Origin of the sequence: Pseudomonas sp. NPDC087697, from assembly GCF_044743155.1 — a bacterium.
Taxonomy (GTDB): domain Bacteria; phylum Pseudomonadota; class Gammaproteobacteria; order Pseudomonadales; family Pseudomonadaceae; genus Aquipseudomonas.
On sequence record NZ_JBIUVW010000003.1, the window covers coordinates 81,626 to 95,874 of the forward strand.

The 14,249-nt window shown below is 58.1% G+C and carries 14 protein-coding genes; all 14 read right to left on the minus strand.

Annotated elements, in window-relative coordinates:
• Positions 1-2 precede the first annotated feature (2 nt).
• Entirely contained in the window at positions 3-1,022 is a 1,020-nt protein-coding gene (gene fliG, locus ACIPIN_RS03775) for a flagellar motor switch protein FliG (protein WP_401115468.1), read from the minus strand.
• Entirely contained in the window at positions 1,015-2,802 is a 1,788-nt protein-coding gene (fliF, locus tag ACIPIN_RS03780) for a flagellar basal-body MS-ring/collar protein FliF (protein WP_401115471.1), read from the minus strand. Before fliF ends, fliG begins: the two co-directional genes overlap by 8 nt.
• Positions 2,803-2,817: 15 nt before the next feature.
• A complete protein-coding gene (gene fliE / locus ACIPIN_RS03785; RefSeq protein ID WP_401115474.1) occupies positions 2,818-3,147 on the minus strand; it encodes a flagellar hook-basal body complex protein FliE in 330 nt (109 codons plus the stop codon).
• A gap of 279 nt (positions 3,148-3,426) precedes the next feature.
• Entirely contained in the window at positions 3,427-4,827 is a 1,401-nt protein-coding gene (fleR, locus tag ACIPIN_RS03790) for a sigma-54-dependent response regulator transcription factor FleR (RefSeq protein ID WP_401115477.1), read from the minus strand.
• 5 nt (positions 4,828-4,832) lie between these two features.
• Complete coding sequence (locus ACIPIN_RS03795) at positions 4,833-6,026, minus strand: sensor histidine kinase (protein ID WP_401115845.1); 1,194 nt, start codon at positions 6,024-6,026, stop codon at positions 4,833-4,835.
• Positions 6,027-6,154: 128 nt separating this feature from the next.
• Entirely contained in the window at positions 6,155-7,630 is a 1,476-nt protein-coding gene (locus ACIPIN_RS03800; protein WP_401115480.1) for a sigma-54 dependent transcriptional regulator, read from the minus strand.
• A 170-nt stretch (positions 7,631-7,800) separates the two neighbouring features.
• A complete protein-coding gene (locus tag ACIPIN_RS03805) occupies positions 7,801-8,097 on the minus strand; it encodes a flagellar protein FliT (RefSeq protein ID WP_401115483.1) in 297 nt (98 codons plus the stop codon).
• Positions 8,098-8,107: 10 nt separating this feature from the next.
• Entirely contained in the window at positions 8,108-8,503 is a 396-nt protein-coding gene (gene fliS / locus ACIPIN_RS03810) for a flagellar export chaperone FliS (protein ID WP_401115486.1), read from the minus strand.
• Between the two features lie 130 nt (positions 8,504-8,633).
• Positions 8,634-10,049: a flagellar filament capping protein FliD gene (gene fliD / locus ACIPIN_RS03815; protein WP_401115489.1), complete on the minus strand. Its 1,416-nt coding sequence runs from the start codon at positions 10,047-10,049 to the stop codon at positions 8,634-8,636.
• Between the two features lie 81 nt (positions 10,050-10,130).
• Positions 10,131-10,481, minus strand: a complete 351-nt coding sequence (locus ACIPIN_RS03820) for a flagellar protein FlaG (RefSeq protein WP_401115492.1) — start codon at positions 10,479-10,481, stop codon at positions 10,131-10,133.
• A gap of 74 nt (positions 10,482-10,555) precedes the next feature.
• On the minus strand, positions 10,556-11,407 hold the full coding sequence (locus tag ACIPIN_RS03825; protein ID WP_401115495.1) for a flagellin domain-containing protein: 852 nt from the start codon (positions 11,405-11,407) through the stop codon (positions 10,556-10,558).
• 250 nt (positions 11,408-11,657) lie between these two features.
• On the minus strand, positions 11,658-11,930 hold the full coding sequence (locus ACIPIN_RS03830; RefSeq protein ID WP_401115498.1) for a hypothetical protein: 273 nt from the start codon (positions 11,928-11,930) through the stop codon (positions 11,658-11,660).
• On the minus strand, positions 11,927-13,219 hold the full coding sequence (locus tag ACIPIN_RS03835) for a motility associated factor glycosyltransferase family protein (protein ID WP_401115501.1): 1,293 nt from the start codon (positions 13,217-13,219) through the stop codon (positions 11,927-11,929). Before ACIPIN_RS03835 ends, ACIPIN_RS03830 begins: the two co-directional genes overlap by 4 nt.
• Before the next feature lie 81 nt (positions 13,220-13,300).
• On the minus strand, positions 13,301-14,227 hold the full coding sequence (locus tag ACIPIN_RS03840) for a ketoacyl-ACP synthase III (RefSeq protein WP_401115504.1): 927 nt from the start codon (positions 14,225-14,227) through the stop codon (positions 13,301-13,303).
• Positions 14,228-14,249: the final 22 nt, after the last annotated feature.

The window sequence follows — 14,249 nt, forward strand, 5'->3', positions numbered from 1 at the left end:
CGTTAAATCATTTCCTCGCCGCCCTTCCCGCCGAGAACGATTTCTCCGGCTTCGGCCATACGGCGGGCAATGGTGAGGATTTCTTTCTGTGCGGTTTCCACGTCGCTGACGCGTACCGGCCCCTTGGCCTCCAGGTCGTCGCGGAGCAATTCGGCCGCACGCTTGGACATGTTTTTGAAGATCTTTTCCTTGACGCCTTCGTCCGAGCCCTTGAGGGCCAGCACCAGCACGTCCGAGGAAACTTCGCGCAACAGTGCCTGAATCCCACGGTCGTCGACATCGGACAGGTTGTTGAACACGAACATGAGGTCTTCGATCTGACCGGACAGGTCTTCGTCGACTTCGCGAATCGAGTCCATCAGTTGACCTTCGATCGAGCTGTCGAGGAAGTTCATGATGTCGGCTGCACGCTTGATGCCACCCAGGTTGGTACGCGCGGCGTTGGAGTTGCCGGAGAATTGCTTCTCGAGAATCTGGTTCAGTTCTTTCAGGGCCGCCGGTTGCACGGTGTTCAGCGACGAAACCCGCAAAATGATGTCCAGCCGCACCTTGTGGTCGAAGTTGCCGAGCACTTCACCTGCCTGATCCGGATCCAGGTAAGCCACGACGATGGCCTGGATCTGCGGGTGCTCGTAACGGATCACGTCCGCCACTGCACGCGGCTCCATCCACTTGAGACTGTCGAGACCGCTGGTATTGCCGCCCAGCAGGATCCGGTCGATCAGGCCGTTGGCCTTGTCTTCGCCCAGCGCCTGGGTGAGCATCTTGCGCACATAGTCATCGGAGCCGACGCCGAGGCTGGTCTGATCGCCAACGATGTCGACGAACTCGCTCATCACCTGCTCGACCTGCTCGCGGTGCACATTACCCATCTGCGCCATGGCCACGCCCACACGCTGAACCTCTTTGGGCCCCATGTGGCGCAGCACTTGCGCAGCATCGGTTGACCCCAGGGACAGCAGCAGAATCGCGGCTTTGTCGACCCGGCTGAGTTTGGCGATAGCGGCTCGGTTATCACTCATCTGCGTTAATCCACTCTTTCACGACCTGAGCCACACGACCCGGATCTTCTGCCACGAGGCTCTTGATTGCGTTCAACTGTGCGTCATAGCCTTCGCTCGGGCTAGGCAGCAGAATACTTTGCGGGCCACCGAGGCTGACACGGTCGTTGGCCAGTTCCCCGTCCAGACCGCCCATGCCACCGAGCTCGACATCGCTGCCGATACCCGCCAGTTGCTTGCCTTTGCCGCCACCGGTGATGTTGTTGAGCACCGGACGCAGCACGCCGAACACCAGCACCAGAATGAACAGCACCCCGAGAACCTGTTTCACCACATCCCAGAACCAGGGCTGCGAGTAGAACGGGATGTCGGCGATGACTTCGCCACGCTCGGCCGAGAACGGCACGTTGATCACGCTGACACTGTCGCCACGGCTGGCGTCAAAACCAACGGAGTCCTGCACCAATCGCGTTAAGCGCGCCAATTCATCGGCGCTCCATGGCGCACGAGTGGTTTCACCATTGGCCGCGTTGACCTTGACCTGATCATCCACGACGACGGCAACCGACAGGCGATTCAATCGGCCCTGCTGCTGCTTGGTGTGGCTGATGGAGCGGTCGAGTTCGAAGTTCTTGGTGGATTGCAGACGCTTGTCCGCCGGGTACGGTGCCAGCATCGGCTGACCGGTTGCCGGGTCCATGATTTGTTGGCCGTTGGCATCGAGCAGCGGCTGACCCGGCTGCACCATGCCGGCGGAAGCGCTCGCGCCACCAGTGGTTTGCGGGGCGGAGGCAGGCGCAGGCGGCTGATTGCTCAGAGCACCGGGAACGCCTTGCGGGCCGTTGCTGGCGGTGCGCTGTTCGGACGTCGACTGCTCGCTGCGCAGTGCCGGCTGATCCGGGTTGAATTGCTCCGAGGTCGACTCGACCGCGCTGAAGTCCACGTCGGCGGAGACTTCAGCCTTGTAGCGATCATTGCCCAACACCGGTTGCAGAATATTGTGCACACGCTGGGTCAGCATGCTTTCCATGCGGCGGCTGTAATCGAATTGCTTGCCGGCCATGGTCAGTTCGGAGTTTTCCGCCTGATCGGAGAGCAAGGTGCCCTTTTGGTCCACGACGGTGATCTGCGACTTGCTTAACTCGGGAACACTGGTCGCCACCAGATTGATAATGGCCAGAACCTGGCCCGGCTCCAGTGACCGACCGGAATAAAGTTCAACCAGTACCGATGCACTTGGCTTGCGTTCGTCACGCACGAATACCGAGCTTTTCGGAATGGCCAGGTGCACACGGGCACCCTTGACGTTGTTCAGGCTGGAAATGGTCCGCGCCAGTTCACCTTCAAGGCCGCGACGATAACGGGTCGCTTCCATGAACTGACTGGTCCCCAGCCCCTGGTCCTTGTCGAGGATTTCAAAACCGATGTTGCCGTCCTTGGGAGTAACACCAGCAGCGGCGAGCTTGAGCCGCGCACGCGCCACATCATCGGCCTTGACCAGCAAGGCGCCGGAGTTGGGTTCGACGGTGTAGGGAATGTCAGCGGCAGCCAGGGTTTCCATGACCTGCTTGGCGTCCATACCGGCAAGGCTGCCGTACAGCGGCCGATAGTCGGGTTGCTGAGACCACAGCACCACGGCAAATCCAATCGCCACGCTCGCAGCCAGGCCAACCAACAGGCCCACCTGACGCAGCATGGTCATCTCGGAGAGGTTTTCCAGGAAGGACAAACCAAACAGCGGCGGTTTGCCGTCTGGAGGCGTGGTCTTGGCCGGAACGTTATTGGCGACTGCTTCTGCCATGACTCAATCTCGTCCTTAAACCGGCATCTGCATGATGTCTTGGTATGCCTGAACCAGCTTGTTACGCACTTGGGTCAACGCCTGAAAAGACACGCTGGCCTTCTGCGAGGAAATCATCACATCTGTCAGGTCGACGCCGCTTTTGCCAATTTCGAACGCATTGGCCAGTTGGGTCGAAGCCTGTTGGGTATCGTTGACCTTGTTGACGGCCTTGCCGAGCATGTCGGAAAAGCTGCTGCCGCCCATTTCCGGCGCCGCGACTGCCGCTTTCGGCTGAGCCATGGCGTCCATTTGCATGGACCGCATGTCCAACATCAACCGATTAAATTCAATTCCCTGGCTCATGGTCTACTCTCTCTGACGACCCGCAATTTTTTGACACTCACGCGGCGGATAGAGTGGTGTTAGCAACAAGGGTGCCAGCTCCATGGCGACCTTTCATAAAAGTCCGACACGGATCACCGCCTCCCCGTAGCAGCTGCCGAGCCCGCGAGGCTGCGTTCGAGGACGAAGTCCTCGCAAATCCTGCGTTCGCGTTTTTTCTGGAAAATCTCGTCGCCCGGTTTACGACTGCTTCGCAGCCGAACGCCGCCTCGCAAGCTCGACAGCTGCTACGGATACGGTTCAGGTCGCAAACAAATAACCTTCGACATCCATTCCGGCATCACGCATTTGCGCCAACTTGTAGCGCAAGGTCCGCGGGCTGATACCCAGACGCTCGGCCGCTTCCTTGCGCCGCCCGCGCTCGGAACGCAACGTATCGATGATCATCTGGAACTCGCGACGCCGCAGGTCATCACCCAATGCGCCCGCTGAATCGCCTTGCGGCGCCTCGACCTCAAGCATTCGCGCCGACATCGGAACTGGCGCCAACACTGGCAATGGCGCGCAAGCGACCGGCCCTGCGAGACAGAAGTCCTGCGGCTGAATCAAGCCACCCTGCTGCAAAATCAGCGCCCGCTGAATAGCATTGTCCAGCTCACGTACGTTACCCGGCCACGGATAACCGATCAGGCAAGCCTGAGCTTCTGGCGACAGTCTGGCAGCGGCATGCTTCATTTTATTGACGTGCTTGGCCAGCAGACGCTCGGCCAGCGGCAAGATGTCGGCAGTGCGCTCACGCAACGGACGCCAGGCCAGCGGAAATACCGACAGGCGATAGTAAAGATCTTCACGAAAACGCCCCGCTGCCACTTCACCCGCCAGATCACGGTTAGTGGTCGCAACCACTCGGATATCCAGTGCAATCGGCTTGCGCGCACCCACACGCTCGACTTCACGCTCTTGCAAAACGCGTAGCAGCTTGGCCTGAAGCCCCAAGGGCATTTCGGAAATTTCGTCGAGCAGAATGGTCCCGCCATCGGCCTGCTCGAACTTGCCGGCCTGAGCCGCAATAGCGCCTGTGAACGAACCCTTCTCATGACCGAACAAAGTTGCCTCGAGCATGTTGTCCGGAATCGCCGCACAATTGATCGCAATGAACGGCTGACTGGCGCGGTGCGAGTGCTGGTGAATGTAACGCGCCAGCACTTCTTTGCCGGTGCCTGACTCGCCAGAGATCAACACCGTCGAATCACTGCGCGCCACACGGGCTGCCAGCTCAAGCAACTGCGCACTGGCCGGCTCGAACGCTACCGGGCCTTCACCTTCGGTAGCGCCGAGACGACCCAGGGCATGTCGCGCCACCAGATCCAGCAACGCCTTGGGCTCGAACGGCTTGACCAGGTAGTCCGCCGCCCCCTGACGCATGGCGTCGACTGCGCGCTCAACCGCGCCATGAGCGGTCATCAGCAACACCGGCAATTGCGGCTGACGAATACGCAACAAACCCAACAACTGATGACCATCCATGCCCGGCATATTGACGTCACTGACCACCAGATTGAATGACTCGCTCGCCACGGCCTCCAGTGCGTCTTCGGCCGAGCCCACCGCGGTGTAATCGTGACCGGCCAGTAGCAGCGTATCCGTTAAGGCCTCGCGCAGTGCGCGGTCATCTTCGACCAGTAAAACCTTGATTGCCATCAACCTCACTCCACGCCTTGAGCGCTGGAAAACAACGGCAAGACCACCACCGCACACGTGCCGCGGCCCAGCCGCGAGCGCAGTTGCAATTCTCCCTGATGAGCACGGGCCACCGCCTTGACCACGGTCAGGCCAAGGCCGGTACCGGTGGTTTTGGTGGTGAAAAACGGTTCGCCCAAACGCGCCAATACGGCCGCGTCGATGCCGCCGCCGTTATCGCTGACGCACAGTCGAAGGGTGTTTCCACGGGTGTATAAATGAACTTTCAGACGTACATCGCCGGCACTGGCCTGAATCGCATTTTCAATCAGGTTCAGCAGCGCGCCGACCAGCGTGTCGCGATTGCACAGCAACTCCCCGGCATGGCTATCGCACTGCCAACGCACCGGATAATCCTGAACATGCGTCAATGCCGCCGCTTGCAGCGATTGCAGGAGCGCCTTGGGCGTCATGCGATCGGTCAACGGCAGCTCACCGCGAGCGAACACCAGCATGTCACGCACCTGATGTTCGAGTTCATGCAGACGCTCTTTCAAACGTCCGGCAAACCGTTGCTGGGTGGCGACCGGCAGCTCCTGCTCAGTCAAATGACTGGCGTACAACAATGCCGCGGATAACGGCGTACGAATCTGATGCGCCAGGGACGCAACCATCCGCCCAAGGGACGACAAGCGCTCATGGCGAGCCAGTTGGTCCTGCAAGTGTCGGGTTTCGGTCAGGTCGTTGAGCAGCACCAACTGACCCGGCTCGGCATCCAGCGAGCGCGTGGCAATCGACAGGCGCCGACCATCCTTCAAGGAAATTTCATGACCGTCGTCTTCACGCGGGGCAAAGCAGCGTGCAATGACATGACGCCACAACTCGCCTTCAAGCGGTAGACCCAGCAGCTCGCTGGCCGCCGGATTGGCTTCGCGCACGATACCTTGGGCATCAATGACGATGACGCCGCCGGGCAGCAAGTCGAGCAGGTTTTGCAGCCGGTTGGCCAGGCGCTCTTTTTCCGCCAGCTCTTGCATGCGCTGAGCACTGACCACCGCCAGCTCACCCTTGAGCTCGGTGACCCGGGCTTCAAGCATGCTGTAGGAGTCGGTAAGTTGGCTCGACATCTGATTGAACAGCGCGAACGCCTGCTCAAGGCCAAGCCGACTTGCCTGCTCTACAGAGGGCGATTGCCCCGAGACTTCGGGGGCAGGAGACATTTGGGCGGCGTGGGGCATCGTGCTCTCTCGCTTGGCTGACCGTCAGTTAAACGGAACGTTGCGAGGGACGTAGCAATACCCGTGCCTAAAAAAAGCCGCCCATTATTCAGCGAGTTGAAAAACAGGCGTCAATCGTCCACCTGCTCATCACCATCGCGACGGCTCATGCCGTACTTGCGCATCTTCTCCACCAGCGTGGTGCGGCGAATGCGCAGGCGCTCGGCGGCACGCGCCACGATGCCATTGGCATCATCCAGCGCTTGCTGAATCAAGCCCTGCTCCAGACCACCAAGGTAGTCTTTGAGGTCCAGGCCTTCTGGCGGCAGCATGGCGTTCGCGGTGAAGTCCGGGGTATGGCCATTAATGGCTACCCGTTCTTCAAGATCGCTGCGCAAGCTATCAACCAGTTGCTCGTCTTCGTCATCGACATAACGGAATTTCTTCGGCAATTCGACCACGCCGATCACGCCGTACGGGTGCATGATCGCCATCCGCTCGACCAGGTTGGCCAGCTCACGGACGTTGCCCGGCCAGCCATGACGGCACAGCGACATGATCGCTGCCGAGTTAAAGCGAATGGAACCGCGTTTCTCGTGCTCCATGCGCGAGATCAACTCATTCATCAGCAACGGAATATCTTCGACACGCTCACGCAGCGGCGCCATCTCGATCGGGAAGACGTTGAGGCGGTAGTACAGATCCTCACGGAAGCTGCCGACCTCGATCATGCTTTCGAGGTTCTTGTGAGTCGCGGCGATGATCCGCACATCGACGCTCTGGGTCTTGTTGCTACCCACGCGCTCGAAGGTGCGCTCCTGCAACACCCGCAGCAGCTTGACCTGCATCGGCAATGGCATGTCGCCGATCTCGTCGAGAAACAGCGTACCGCCGTTGGCCAGCTCAAAACGCCCGGCGCGGCTGGTGATAGCCCCGGTAAAGGCGCCCTTCTCATGGCCAAACAGTTCGCTTTCCAGCAGCTCGGCCGGGATCGCACCGCAGTTGACCGGAACGAACGGCGCGTCGCGCCGCTTGGAGTGATAGTGCAGGTTGCGCGCGACCACTTCCTTGCCCGTGCCGGACTCACCGAGGATCAGCACGCTGGCATCGGTGTCGGCCACTTGCTGCATCATCTGGCGGACGTGCTGAATCGCCCGACTGGTGCCGACAAGACTACGGAAAAGATTGGGTTCGCGGTGACGACCGCGCTCGCGAGCCTGGTCGTACATCTCGCGATATACCTGGGCGCGGTGCAGGGAGTCCAGCAACTTGCTGTAGCTGGGTGGCATTTCCAGAGTGGAAAGCACCCGGCGACGCTGGTCCTCTGGCAGGTCAGCGGAAGAATTATCGCCCATCAACAAAACCGGAAGGAACTCATCCCAGGTAGCCAGTGTCTTTAACAGACCCGGAAGAGCGCCAGGAGCATTCACGGTCCCGATGAGGACACAGATTACTTCACGACTTGATGACAAAGAGCCGACAGCCTGCTGCCAGTCATGGCTACCACAGGGTAAATTTTCTTCGCCAAGAAAATTTAAAATCACCGCCAAGTCGCGGCGGCGGACGCTATCGTCATCAATCAGCAGAATTTTGGTTTCACGCCACATGCAATAGCAACTTCCCTAGTCAACTCAATGCCCGAAATGAGTGGGCAAGCTAGACGCTTGCAGGCACGTTAAGCCTGGTAGACGCCTGAAATCTTCAAACAGCCACTAGTTAAGTCAAAAAACCGTGCACAGTCAAATTTATGGCGCACTACGGTCGGATTAACTGAGGATTAACCGAACAGATGGTAAACCTTTGCCGCGTTCTGTGCTTGATGGATCTGCGACATCTCATCGAATATTGCCTGACGCTCCCCCGTCGCCGCCTCCAACAACTGCCGATATACCCCAAGCAGCTCCTCAAGGTTATCGCGCAACGCCGCCTCATCCAGAGAAGCCTCACTCAAAACGTCTTCCATGCAGGCACGGCAATCCAGGTCCAATTGACCGATAGCTTCCCAGTTACGCTCGGCCAGGGCATCGACCAGGGCTTCACGGGTCTGTTCGATACGCTGCAGTACAAGACTCATGGTGATCTCCTTAAAACTGCGGACCCGGCACTGCGATGGCATCCCAGCCTTCTTTGACCGTACCGAGCAAATCGGCGACTTCGTCGAGGATCTTTGGATCGCTCTGGATATTAGCCTCTGCCAGACGCTTCATCATGTAGACGTAGAGGTTATCCAGCTCCCCCACCTCATCTGCCTTGTTCTCAAGGTCCAGGCCTTCACGCAAGCCGCCAATGATGTCGATGGCCTTGCTGATCAATACCCCTTTACCCGGAATATCCTTTCGCTCCATGGCGCCTTTGGCCTGAGCAATACGATCCAGCCCGCCTTCCATCAGCATCTGCACCAAGCGGTGCGGACTGGCTTCGGAGGTTTGCGCTTGCGCTCCAACTTTCTGATATTGCCGAAGGGCTAACATCGGATTCATGCTCTACCTCATCACAACTCAAGGGCTCGTATAACCAATGTATCGTCTACGAGTCAAAAAACTTTAAAGTCAAAAGGCAAAAACCCGGCGCGTTAAAAACGCAGCCGGGTTTTTGGCGCCGGCTCATGATTTAGCCGCTGGATTTCTGTGCGTTCAAGGAGCTGAAGAACGAGGTGATGCTGGTCGACGTCGCCTTCATCTGCCCGACCAACAGGTCCATGGCATTGTACTTGGCACTCAGCGTCGCGGTCATAGTGGTAACGCGCAAGTCCAACGCCACCTGCTGACTGCTCAGATCGCTTTTCTGCTTGTTCAGGCTGGTGGTGCGCTGATCAAGAATGCCACCGGTCTGCAAGTAAGGCTTGATTGCCGTACCCATCCGAGCCAGCAGACCGTTGGTGCTATTGGTCCCGGTGAACAGCGTCTGAACCTGACTACCCAACGCCTTGTTGGTCATCGCGGTACCGAACTTGGCAGAATCAAAGTTCAGCGTACCGAGTTTCTGATCGGTCGTGATGCCCAATTGCGATAGCACCGCCAATTGCCCCCCAGGCCCTGGAGTCACCAGTTGATTGCGAATATCGGCAATCAGCGAGCGAGGCACCGAGTCGCCGGTCAGCGCAGCAGAGACGGTCAGTTTGCCATTGGCATCGGCCGAGGCCTGGGTCAGCGAGGTCACCGTCTTGACCAGCGTGTTATAGGCGTCGACGAACGACTGTATCGACGTCTGCAAACCAGTGGTGTTGGTTGCCACAGTCACCGTCGAGGTACCCGGCGCAACCAGCGTCATGCTCATGCCACCCACCGCCTGACTGACGGTGTTGGTTTTGCTGGTGATTGCCAGGCCATCAATCGTCAGGCTCGCATCAGCGGCCAGCGCACCGATCGTACCGGAACTGGTTGCAGCAGGGTTCGCGCCCATCACCTGGGTGCCGTCGATTGCCAGACCGGCAATACCACTGACCGTCAGATCCGAGCCTGCGCCCGTTGTGGTCGACCCGATCACCAGACGCGAACCGTTGCTGTCAGTGACGATGTTGGCCGTGATGCCTTTAGCGGTCAGCGTGGTGTTGATCGCATCACGAGTGGACTGCAACGTCGCACCGGACGGGATAGTGACGTTGTAGGCAGTGCCATTTTGACTGATATTCAAAGTACCACTCGGAATGGCACTGGTAGCACCGCCTGCAAATGACGCACTGGCAACCTTGGAACCGGTAGCCAGATTCTTCACATTAATGTTGTAACTACCGTTGACCGCGGTGTTATCAGAGGTCACGGTCAAGGTCGCCGGAGTCGACGAGGTTGCCGCAAAACCCGCAAACGCAGGACTTGTCGAGCTATTGAGCTTGTCCATGGCGGCCTGATAAGCAGCCAAAGCACTTTTGAGCGAGCCCACACCGGAAATCTTCGAGGTGGTGAGCGTGGTCTGGGTGGTGATCTGAGTTTGCTTGGCAGCTTTGTCGCTGTTGACCAACGCTGTAACGATCGAACTGATATCTAGGCCGGAACCCAGACCTGTGCCCGGTAAAATTGGACTTGCCATGTGCATCTCCCTTTCTGTTTGTCGCCGGTCTTTTGACCACTCACGCCGTCAAATGAACGTACACACTATTCATGCCAGTTGTCAGACTTTTGCGTTGAACAGTACGTTGCTCGCCGTATTCAAACTGTCCGCCAGCTTCAACGCTTCTTCGGAAGGGATCTGTCGCACCACTTCACCCGTTGCCGTGGCAATCACTTTTACAACGACCTTGCCGGAGGCTTCATCGATCGAAAACTCGAGGTTGCGTTTGATCGACTGCACGAACTTTTCGATTTCCTGCACGGCGACTTTCAACTTATCCGCATCAGAGTCTGTACTACCGGCCACAGCCTGTACGCTGTCGGCCTGAGGCGCCTCGGCCAGTTTATCGGCAGTGCTGCTCACCGGTTTAACAGCCGGGTAAGACAAGTTCAGCTTTACGCTCATGTCCATGTCCATCACCTTTTTATAAGCAAAAAGCGGAAGAGCACGACCAGCGCACTCCCCCGCCAAAACTCATTGCAAAATTACTGAAGCAGCTTCAGTACGGCGTTTGGCAGCTGGTTGGCTTGCGCCAGAACAGCGGTGGAAGCCGATTGCAGGGTTTGGTTCTTGGTCAACTGAGCAGTTTCCGCAGCGAAATCGGTATCTTGTACGCGACCCAGTGCAGCGGTGGCGTTTTCGTTGACGTTTTGCAGGTTGGAGATGGTGCTGGTCAGACGGTTCTGCGAAGCACCGAGGTTTGCACGAACGGCACCAACGGAGGCCAGCGCAGCATCGATTGCGGTGATTGCACCGTCGATAGCCGAACCAGCAGCAGCGCTGGTAGCACCGGTCAGAACAGTAGTACCGCTACCTACCGACAGGCTGGCGGCGTCGAACTTGCTGCTCAGGGTCAGAGTGATCTGGTTGGCAGCACCGGTGTTGGAACCCACTTGCAGAGTCATGCTGCCAGCGGAACCGTCCAGCAGGTTTTTGCCGTTCAGGTTGGTGCTCTGGGCAATACGAGTCAGCTCGTCGCCCATCTGACTGAATTCCGCGTTGGTCGCGGTCTGGTCAGCAGTGCCGTTGGTGCCGTTACGTGCCTGGACAGCCAGTTCACGCATACGCTGCAGAATGTTGGTGGTCTCTTGCAGAGCGCCTTCAGCGGTCTGAGCCATCGAGATGCCGTCGTTGGCGTTTTTGATGGCTACGGTCTGACCGCGGATCTGGCTGCTCATACGGGTAGCGATCTGCAGGCCGGCAGCGTCGTCTTTCGCGCTGTTGATTTTCAGGCCGGAAGACAGGCGAGTCATCGATTGCTGCAGAGCGTTGGCCGCAGTGTTCAGGTTCTTCTGAACAGCCAGGGAAGCAACGTTAGTGTTTACGCCTAAAGACATGGTGAGTTCCTCGTTGGTTGGGTACTGCGGCTTCCGGCCCTGGCAACCGCCGGGTGTGGCCTAGAGAACCTTCGTAGTAGTTATCGTCGCGATTGCAGGTTGCTTGAGGGCTTTTTTGAAAAAAATTGCCATCACACTGCCACCCCCCCGAAAACAAAGGCTTGTACGAGACCCACGAGAGAAAAATGACGTCAGGAAATTGCCGACAACAGAGCAGCGAGAGGATCGCCTTTGCCGACAGAAAACTATTTCAGTGGTGAGCGTGACCTGCTTCCAGCAAATCGATCAACTCATACTCCATTGTGTCGGCCAGCCCCAGCCAGTCCTGCGCCTCCTGAGCGGCCAGCATCGACACGAGCAGTTGTGCCCACTGCAGCTGGATATCTTCAGGGCTCTGACAAAGCAGTCCCTGCACCTTGTCGAACACATCGACCATGGTCAGCGCAGCCTCGACATCACGTCCGAGACGAAACAGCCCGGCGCATTGCCGGCAATCGATGACACATTGTGCAAGCTCGCTCATTGCACGAATTCCTGATTGAACGTCGTCCCCACAATCATCGCCCCTGCCCGACTGCTGTTAAAAAAGCGTACCTGCGGATGCCCGGCAATGTAGCGCTCCAGCTCACACAGGTAACTGCGGAAATTCAACTGCGTTCGAACCCGCAACCCATGCCCATCAAGCACCCAGTGCTTGGCCAGGTTTACCCCCAGCCCCAGATCGCCATCATTCCAGCCGGCATGGGTTTTGTTCATCGGGAACGCAAAGTCGGCACCGAACAGGGTAATCCGGTCCGCGCCCATCTTGACCGCAAGGTCCACCGCCGGATGGATCACGCTGCCACCGACATACAGTTCAGCCTTGCTGATCTGTTGGCGGATAGCCGCATAGACCGGGCTGGCGGAATACCCGACATAACGCGTGCCCTTCCAGGCTTTCAGCACCTGCGGATCGCTCATGGGCAGGTACACCAGCGGGATGTTGTCAGTGTCCTCGGGCGGCAAGTGCCTGAAGCTGATGCGTCGGTCGATACTGACCACCAGATCTGGCCTGATACCATGCTCGCGCAACGGTCGATAGGCGGTATCGACGCTGATGAACAAGGGCCGCTGTTCGCGCTCGCGTATCGCCAGAAGCTGGTCGAAATGCAGTTCAAGACTTGGCCCTGTGCCGATCACATAGACTTCTCGACCGGTACACGTCGCGAACAACTCGACTACATCGCGATCACGGCTGACGAGCTCACGACTCTCCTCCAGCCGCTCAATGATCGCTGGGGACTGCGGGTCGAACTCACGATTATTGAAGGTAAGGTGCACTTCGCTGATCAGCCGATCGCGAATCTTGGCATTGAAGTCATCTGCCAGCAGCATCTCGGACGGCAACGCAAAAAACGGCAGGTGGATGTCCGACAAGTCGCCGGCGTAGATCAACTCGACCCGCGGATCACTGAGCCACTGCCGCTGATCGAGCAACTGCAGCGTCAACGAGAAAATCGCGCCATTGAGGATATGCACGTACAAACGCTGAAGCTCGGTGCTTTCAAGCAGCACGCACGGCAAGTCACCCAGCCCTGTGCCATAGACATGCACCACCGGACTGCCCGGTGGCAGGCTGGCCGCTTGCAACCGCGCTTCACGCGTGCGGTCATGGCGGCTGGTGAGCTGGATACCGCCAATGCTCAGGGTCGAACCCAATCCTTCCACCAGCTCTGCCTGAACCGCCGCGCTGTCTTCCGTCATCAACCGTACATGCAACGCCGGCCAGCGACGCTCTATCACCTGGAAATTGTCTTCAACGCTGTCGCTCATGCTGCCTCGATAGTCATTCAGGCAAAAAAATAGCGTCCAAGGTTACACCTTGGACGCTATTTTTATGTCACAGGATGTAGCTCAAGGGCGATAAATAATCGCCGAACCCCACGAGAGCCCTACACCAAAACCGCTCAGCGCAACGCGCTTCCATTTGGCGTCGAGTACGTGTTTTTCCAGCAACAACGGAATGCTCGACGATACGGTATTACCGGTCTCGACCATGTCCTTGATGAACTTCTCCGGATCACCTTCGAAACGCCGCGCCACGGCGTCAACAATCGCCGCACTGCCCTGGTGAATGCAGAACGCATCGATATCATCAGCGTGCAGACCGGACTCGTCGAGCAACTCGTGCAAATGCGCCGGGACTTTCAGCAACGCAAAGTTGAACACCTGACGACCGTTCATGAAGAACACCCCGTCAGTGACTTTCAGGTGCGGTGCGCCGGAGCCGTCAGTGCCGAACTTGGCCTTGCCCAGCTGCCACGGGGCGTCTTCGCCCATCCAGGTCGCGGTGGCGGCATCACCGAACAGCATGGTGGTGTTGCGGTCTTCAGGGTCGACGATTTTCGAGTAAGGGTCGGCGGTCACCAACAGGCCATTCTTCAGGCCCGTGGCTTCCATGAAGCCCTTGATCGCGTAGATACCGTAAACGTAACCAGAGCAGCCCAGGGAAATATCGAAGGCGGCAACGGTGGTCGGCAGACCGAGCTTGTCCTGAACGATCGCCGCGGTGTGCGGCAGACCTTCTTCGTCACCATTTTGGGTGACGACGATCAGCACATCGATCGATTCGCGCTTGAGTTCGGGGTTGTTGGCAAACAGCGTATTGACCGCTTCGACACACAGGTCCGAGGTTTCCTGCCCGGCGTCTTTACGCGGCAGGAAAGCGGAACCGATCTTACCCAGGATGAATGTCTCATCCTTTTCAAATTTTGCACCTTGTGCGTAATTGTCCACGCCGGCTACAGGAACGTAGCTCGCAATGCTTTTTATGCCAATCATTACGGCTTCCCAATAATAAACA

Bases quoted from the DNA above. Each gene is read 5' to 3' on its own strand.
- fliF (WP_401115471.1), bottom strand. From the start codon at position 2,802: ATGGCAGAAGCAGTCGCCAATAACGTTCCGGCCAAGACCACGCCTCCA.
- ACIPIN_RS03825 (WP_401115495.1), bottom strand. From the start codon at position 11,407: ATGTCTTTAGGCGTAAACACTAACGTTGCTTCCCTGGCTGTTCAGAAG.
- fliE (WP_401115474.1), bottom strand. From the start codon at position 3,147: ATGAGCCAGGGAATTGAATTTAATCGGTTGATGTTGGACATGCGGTCC.
- fleR (WP_401115477.1), bottom strand. From the start codon at position 4,827: ATGGCAATCAAGGTTTTACTGGTCGAAGATGACCGCGCACTGCGCGAG.
- fliD (WP_401115489.1), bottom strand. From the start codon at position 10,049: ATGGCAAGTCCAATTTTACCGGGCACAGGTCTGGGTTCCGGCCTAGAT.
- ACIPIN_RS03835 (WP_401115501.1), bottom strand. From the start codon at position 13,219: ATGAGCGACAGCGTTGAAGACAATTTCCAGGTGATAGAGCGTCGCTGG.
- ACIPIN_RS03830 (WP_401115498.1), bottom strand. From the start codon at position 11,930: ATGAGCGAGCTTGCACAATGTGTCATCGATTGCCGGCAATGCGCCGGG.
- fliG (WP_401115468.1), bottom strand. From the start codon at position 1,022: ATGAGTGATAACCGAGCCGCTATCGCCAAACTCAGCCGGGTCGACAAA.
- ACIPIN_RS03820 (WP_401115492.1), bottom strand. From the start codon at position 10,481: ATGGACATGAGCGTAAAGCTGAACTTGTCTTACCCGGCTGTTAAACCG.
- ACIPIN_RS03800 (WP_401115480.1), bottom strand. From the start codon at position 7,630: ATGTGGCGTGAAACCAAAATTCTGCTGATTGATGACGATAGCGTCCGC.
- ACIPIN_RS03805 (WP_401115483.1), bottom strand. From the start codon at position 8,097: ATGAGTCTTGTACTGCAGCGTATCGAACAGACCCGTGAAGCCCTGGTC.
- ACIPIN_RS03840 (WP_401115504.1), bottom strand. From the start codon at position 14,227: ATGATTGGCATAAAAAGCATTGCGAGCTACGTTCCTGTAGCCGGCGTG.
- fliS (WP_401115486.1), bottom strand. From the start codon at position 8,503: ATGAATCCGATGTTAGCCCTTCGGCAATATCAGAAAGTTGGAGCGCAA.
- ACIPIN_RS03795 (WP_401115845.1), bottom strand. From the start codon at position 6,026: ATGTCTCCTGCCCCCGAAGTCTCGGGGCAATCGCCCTCTGTAGAGCAG.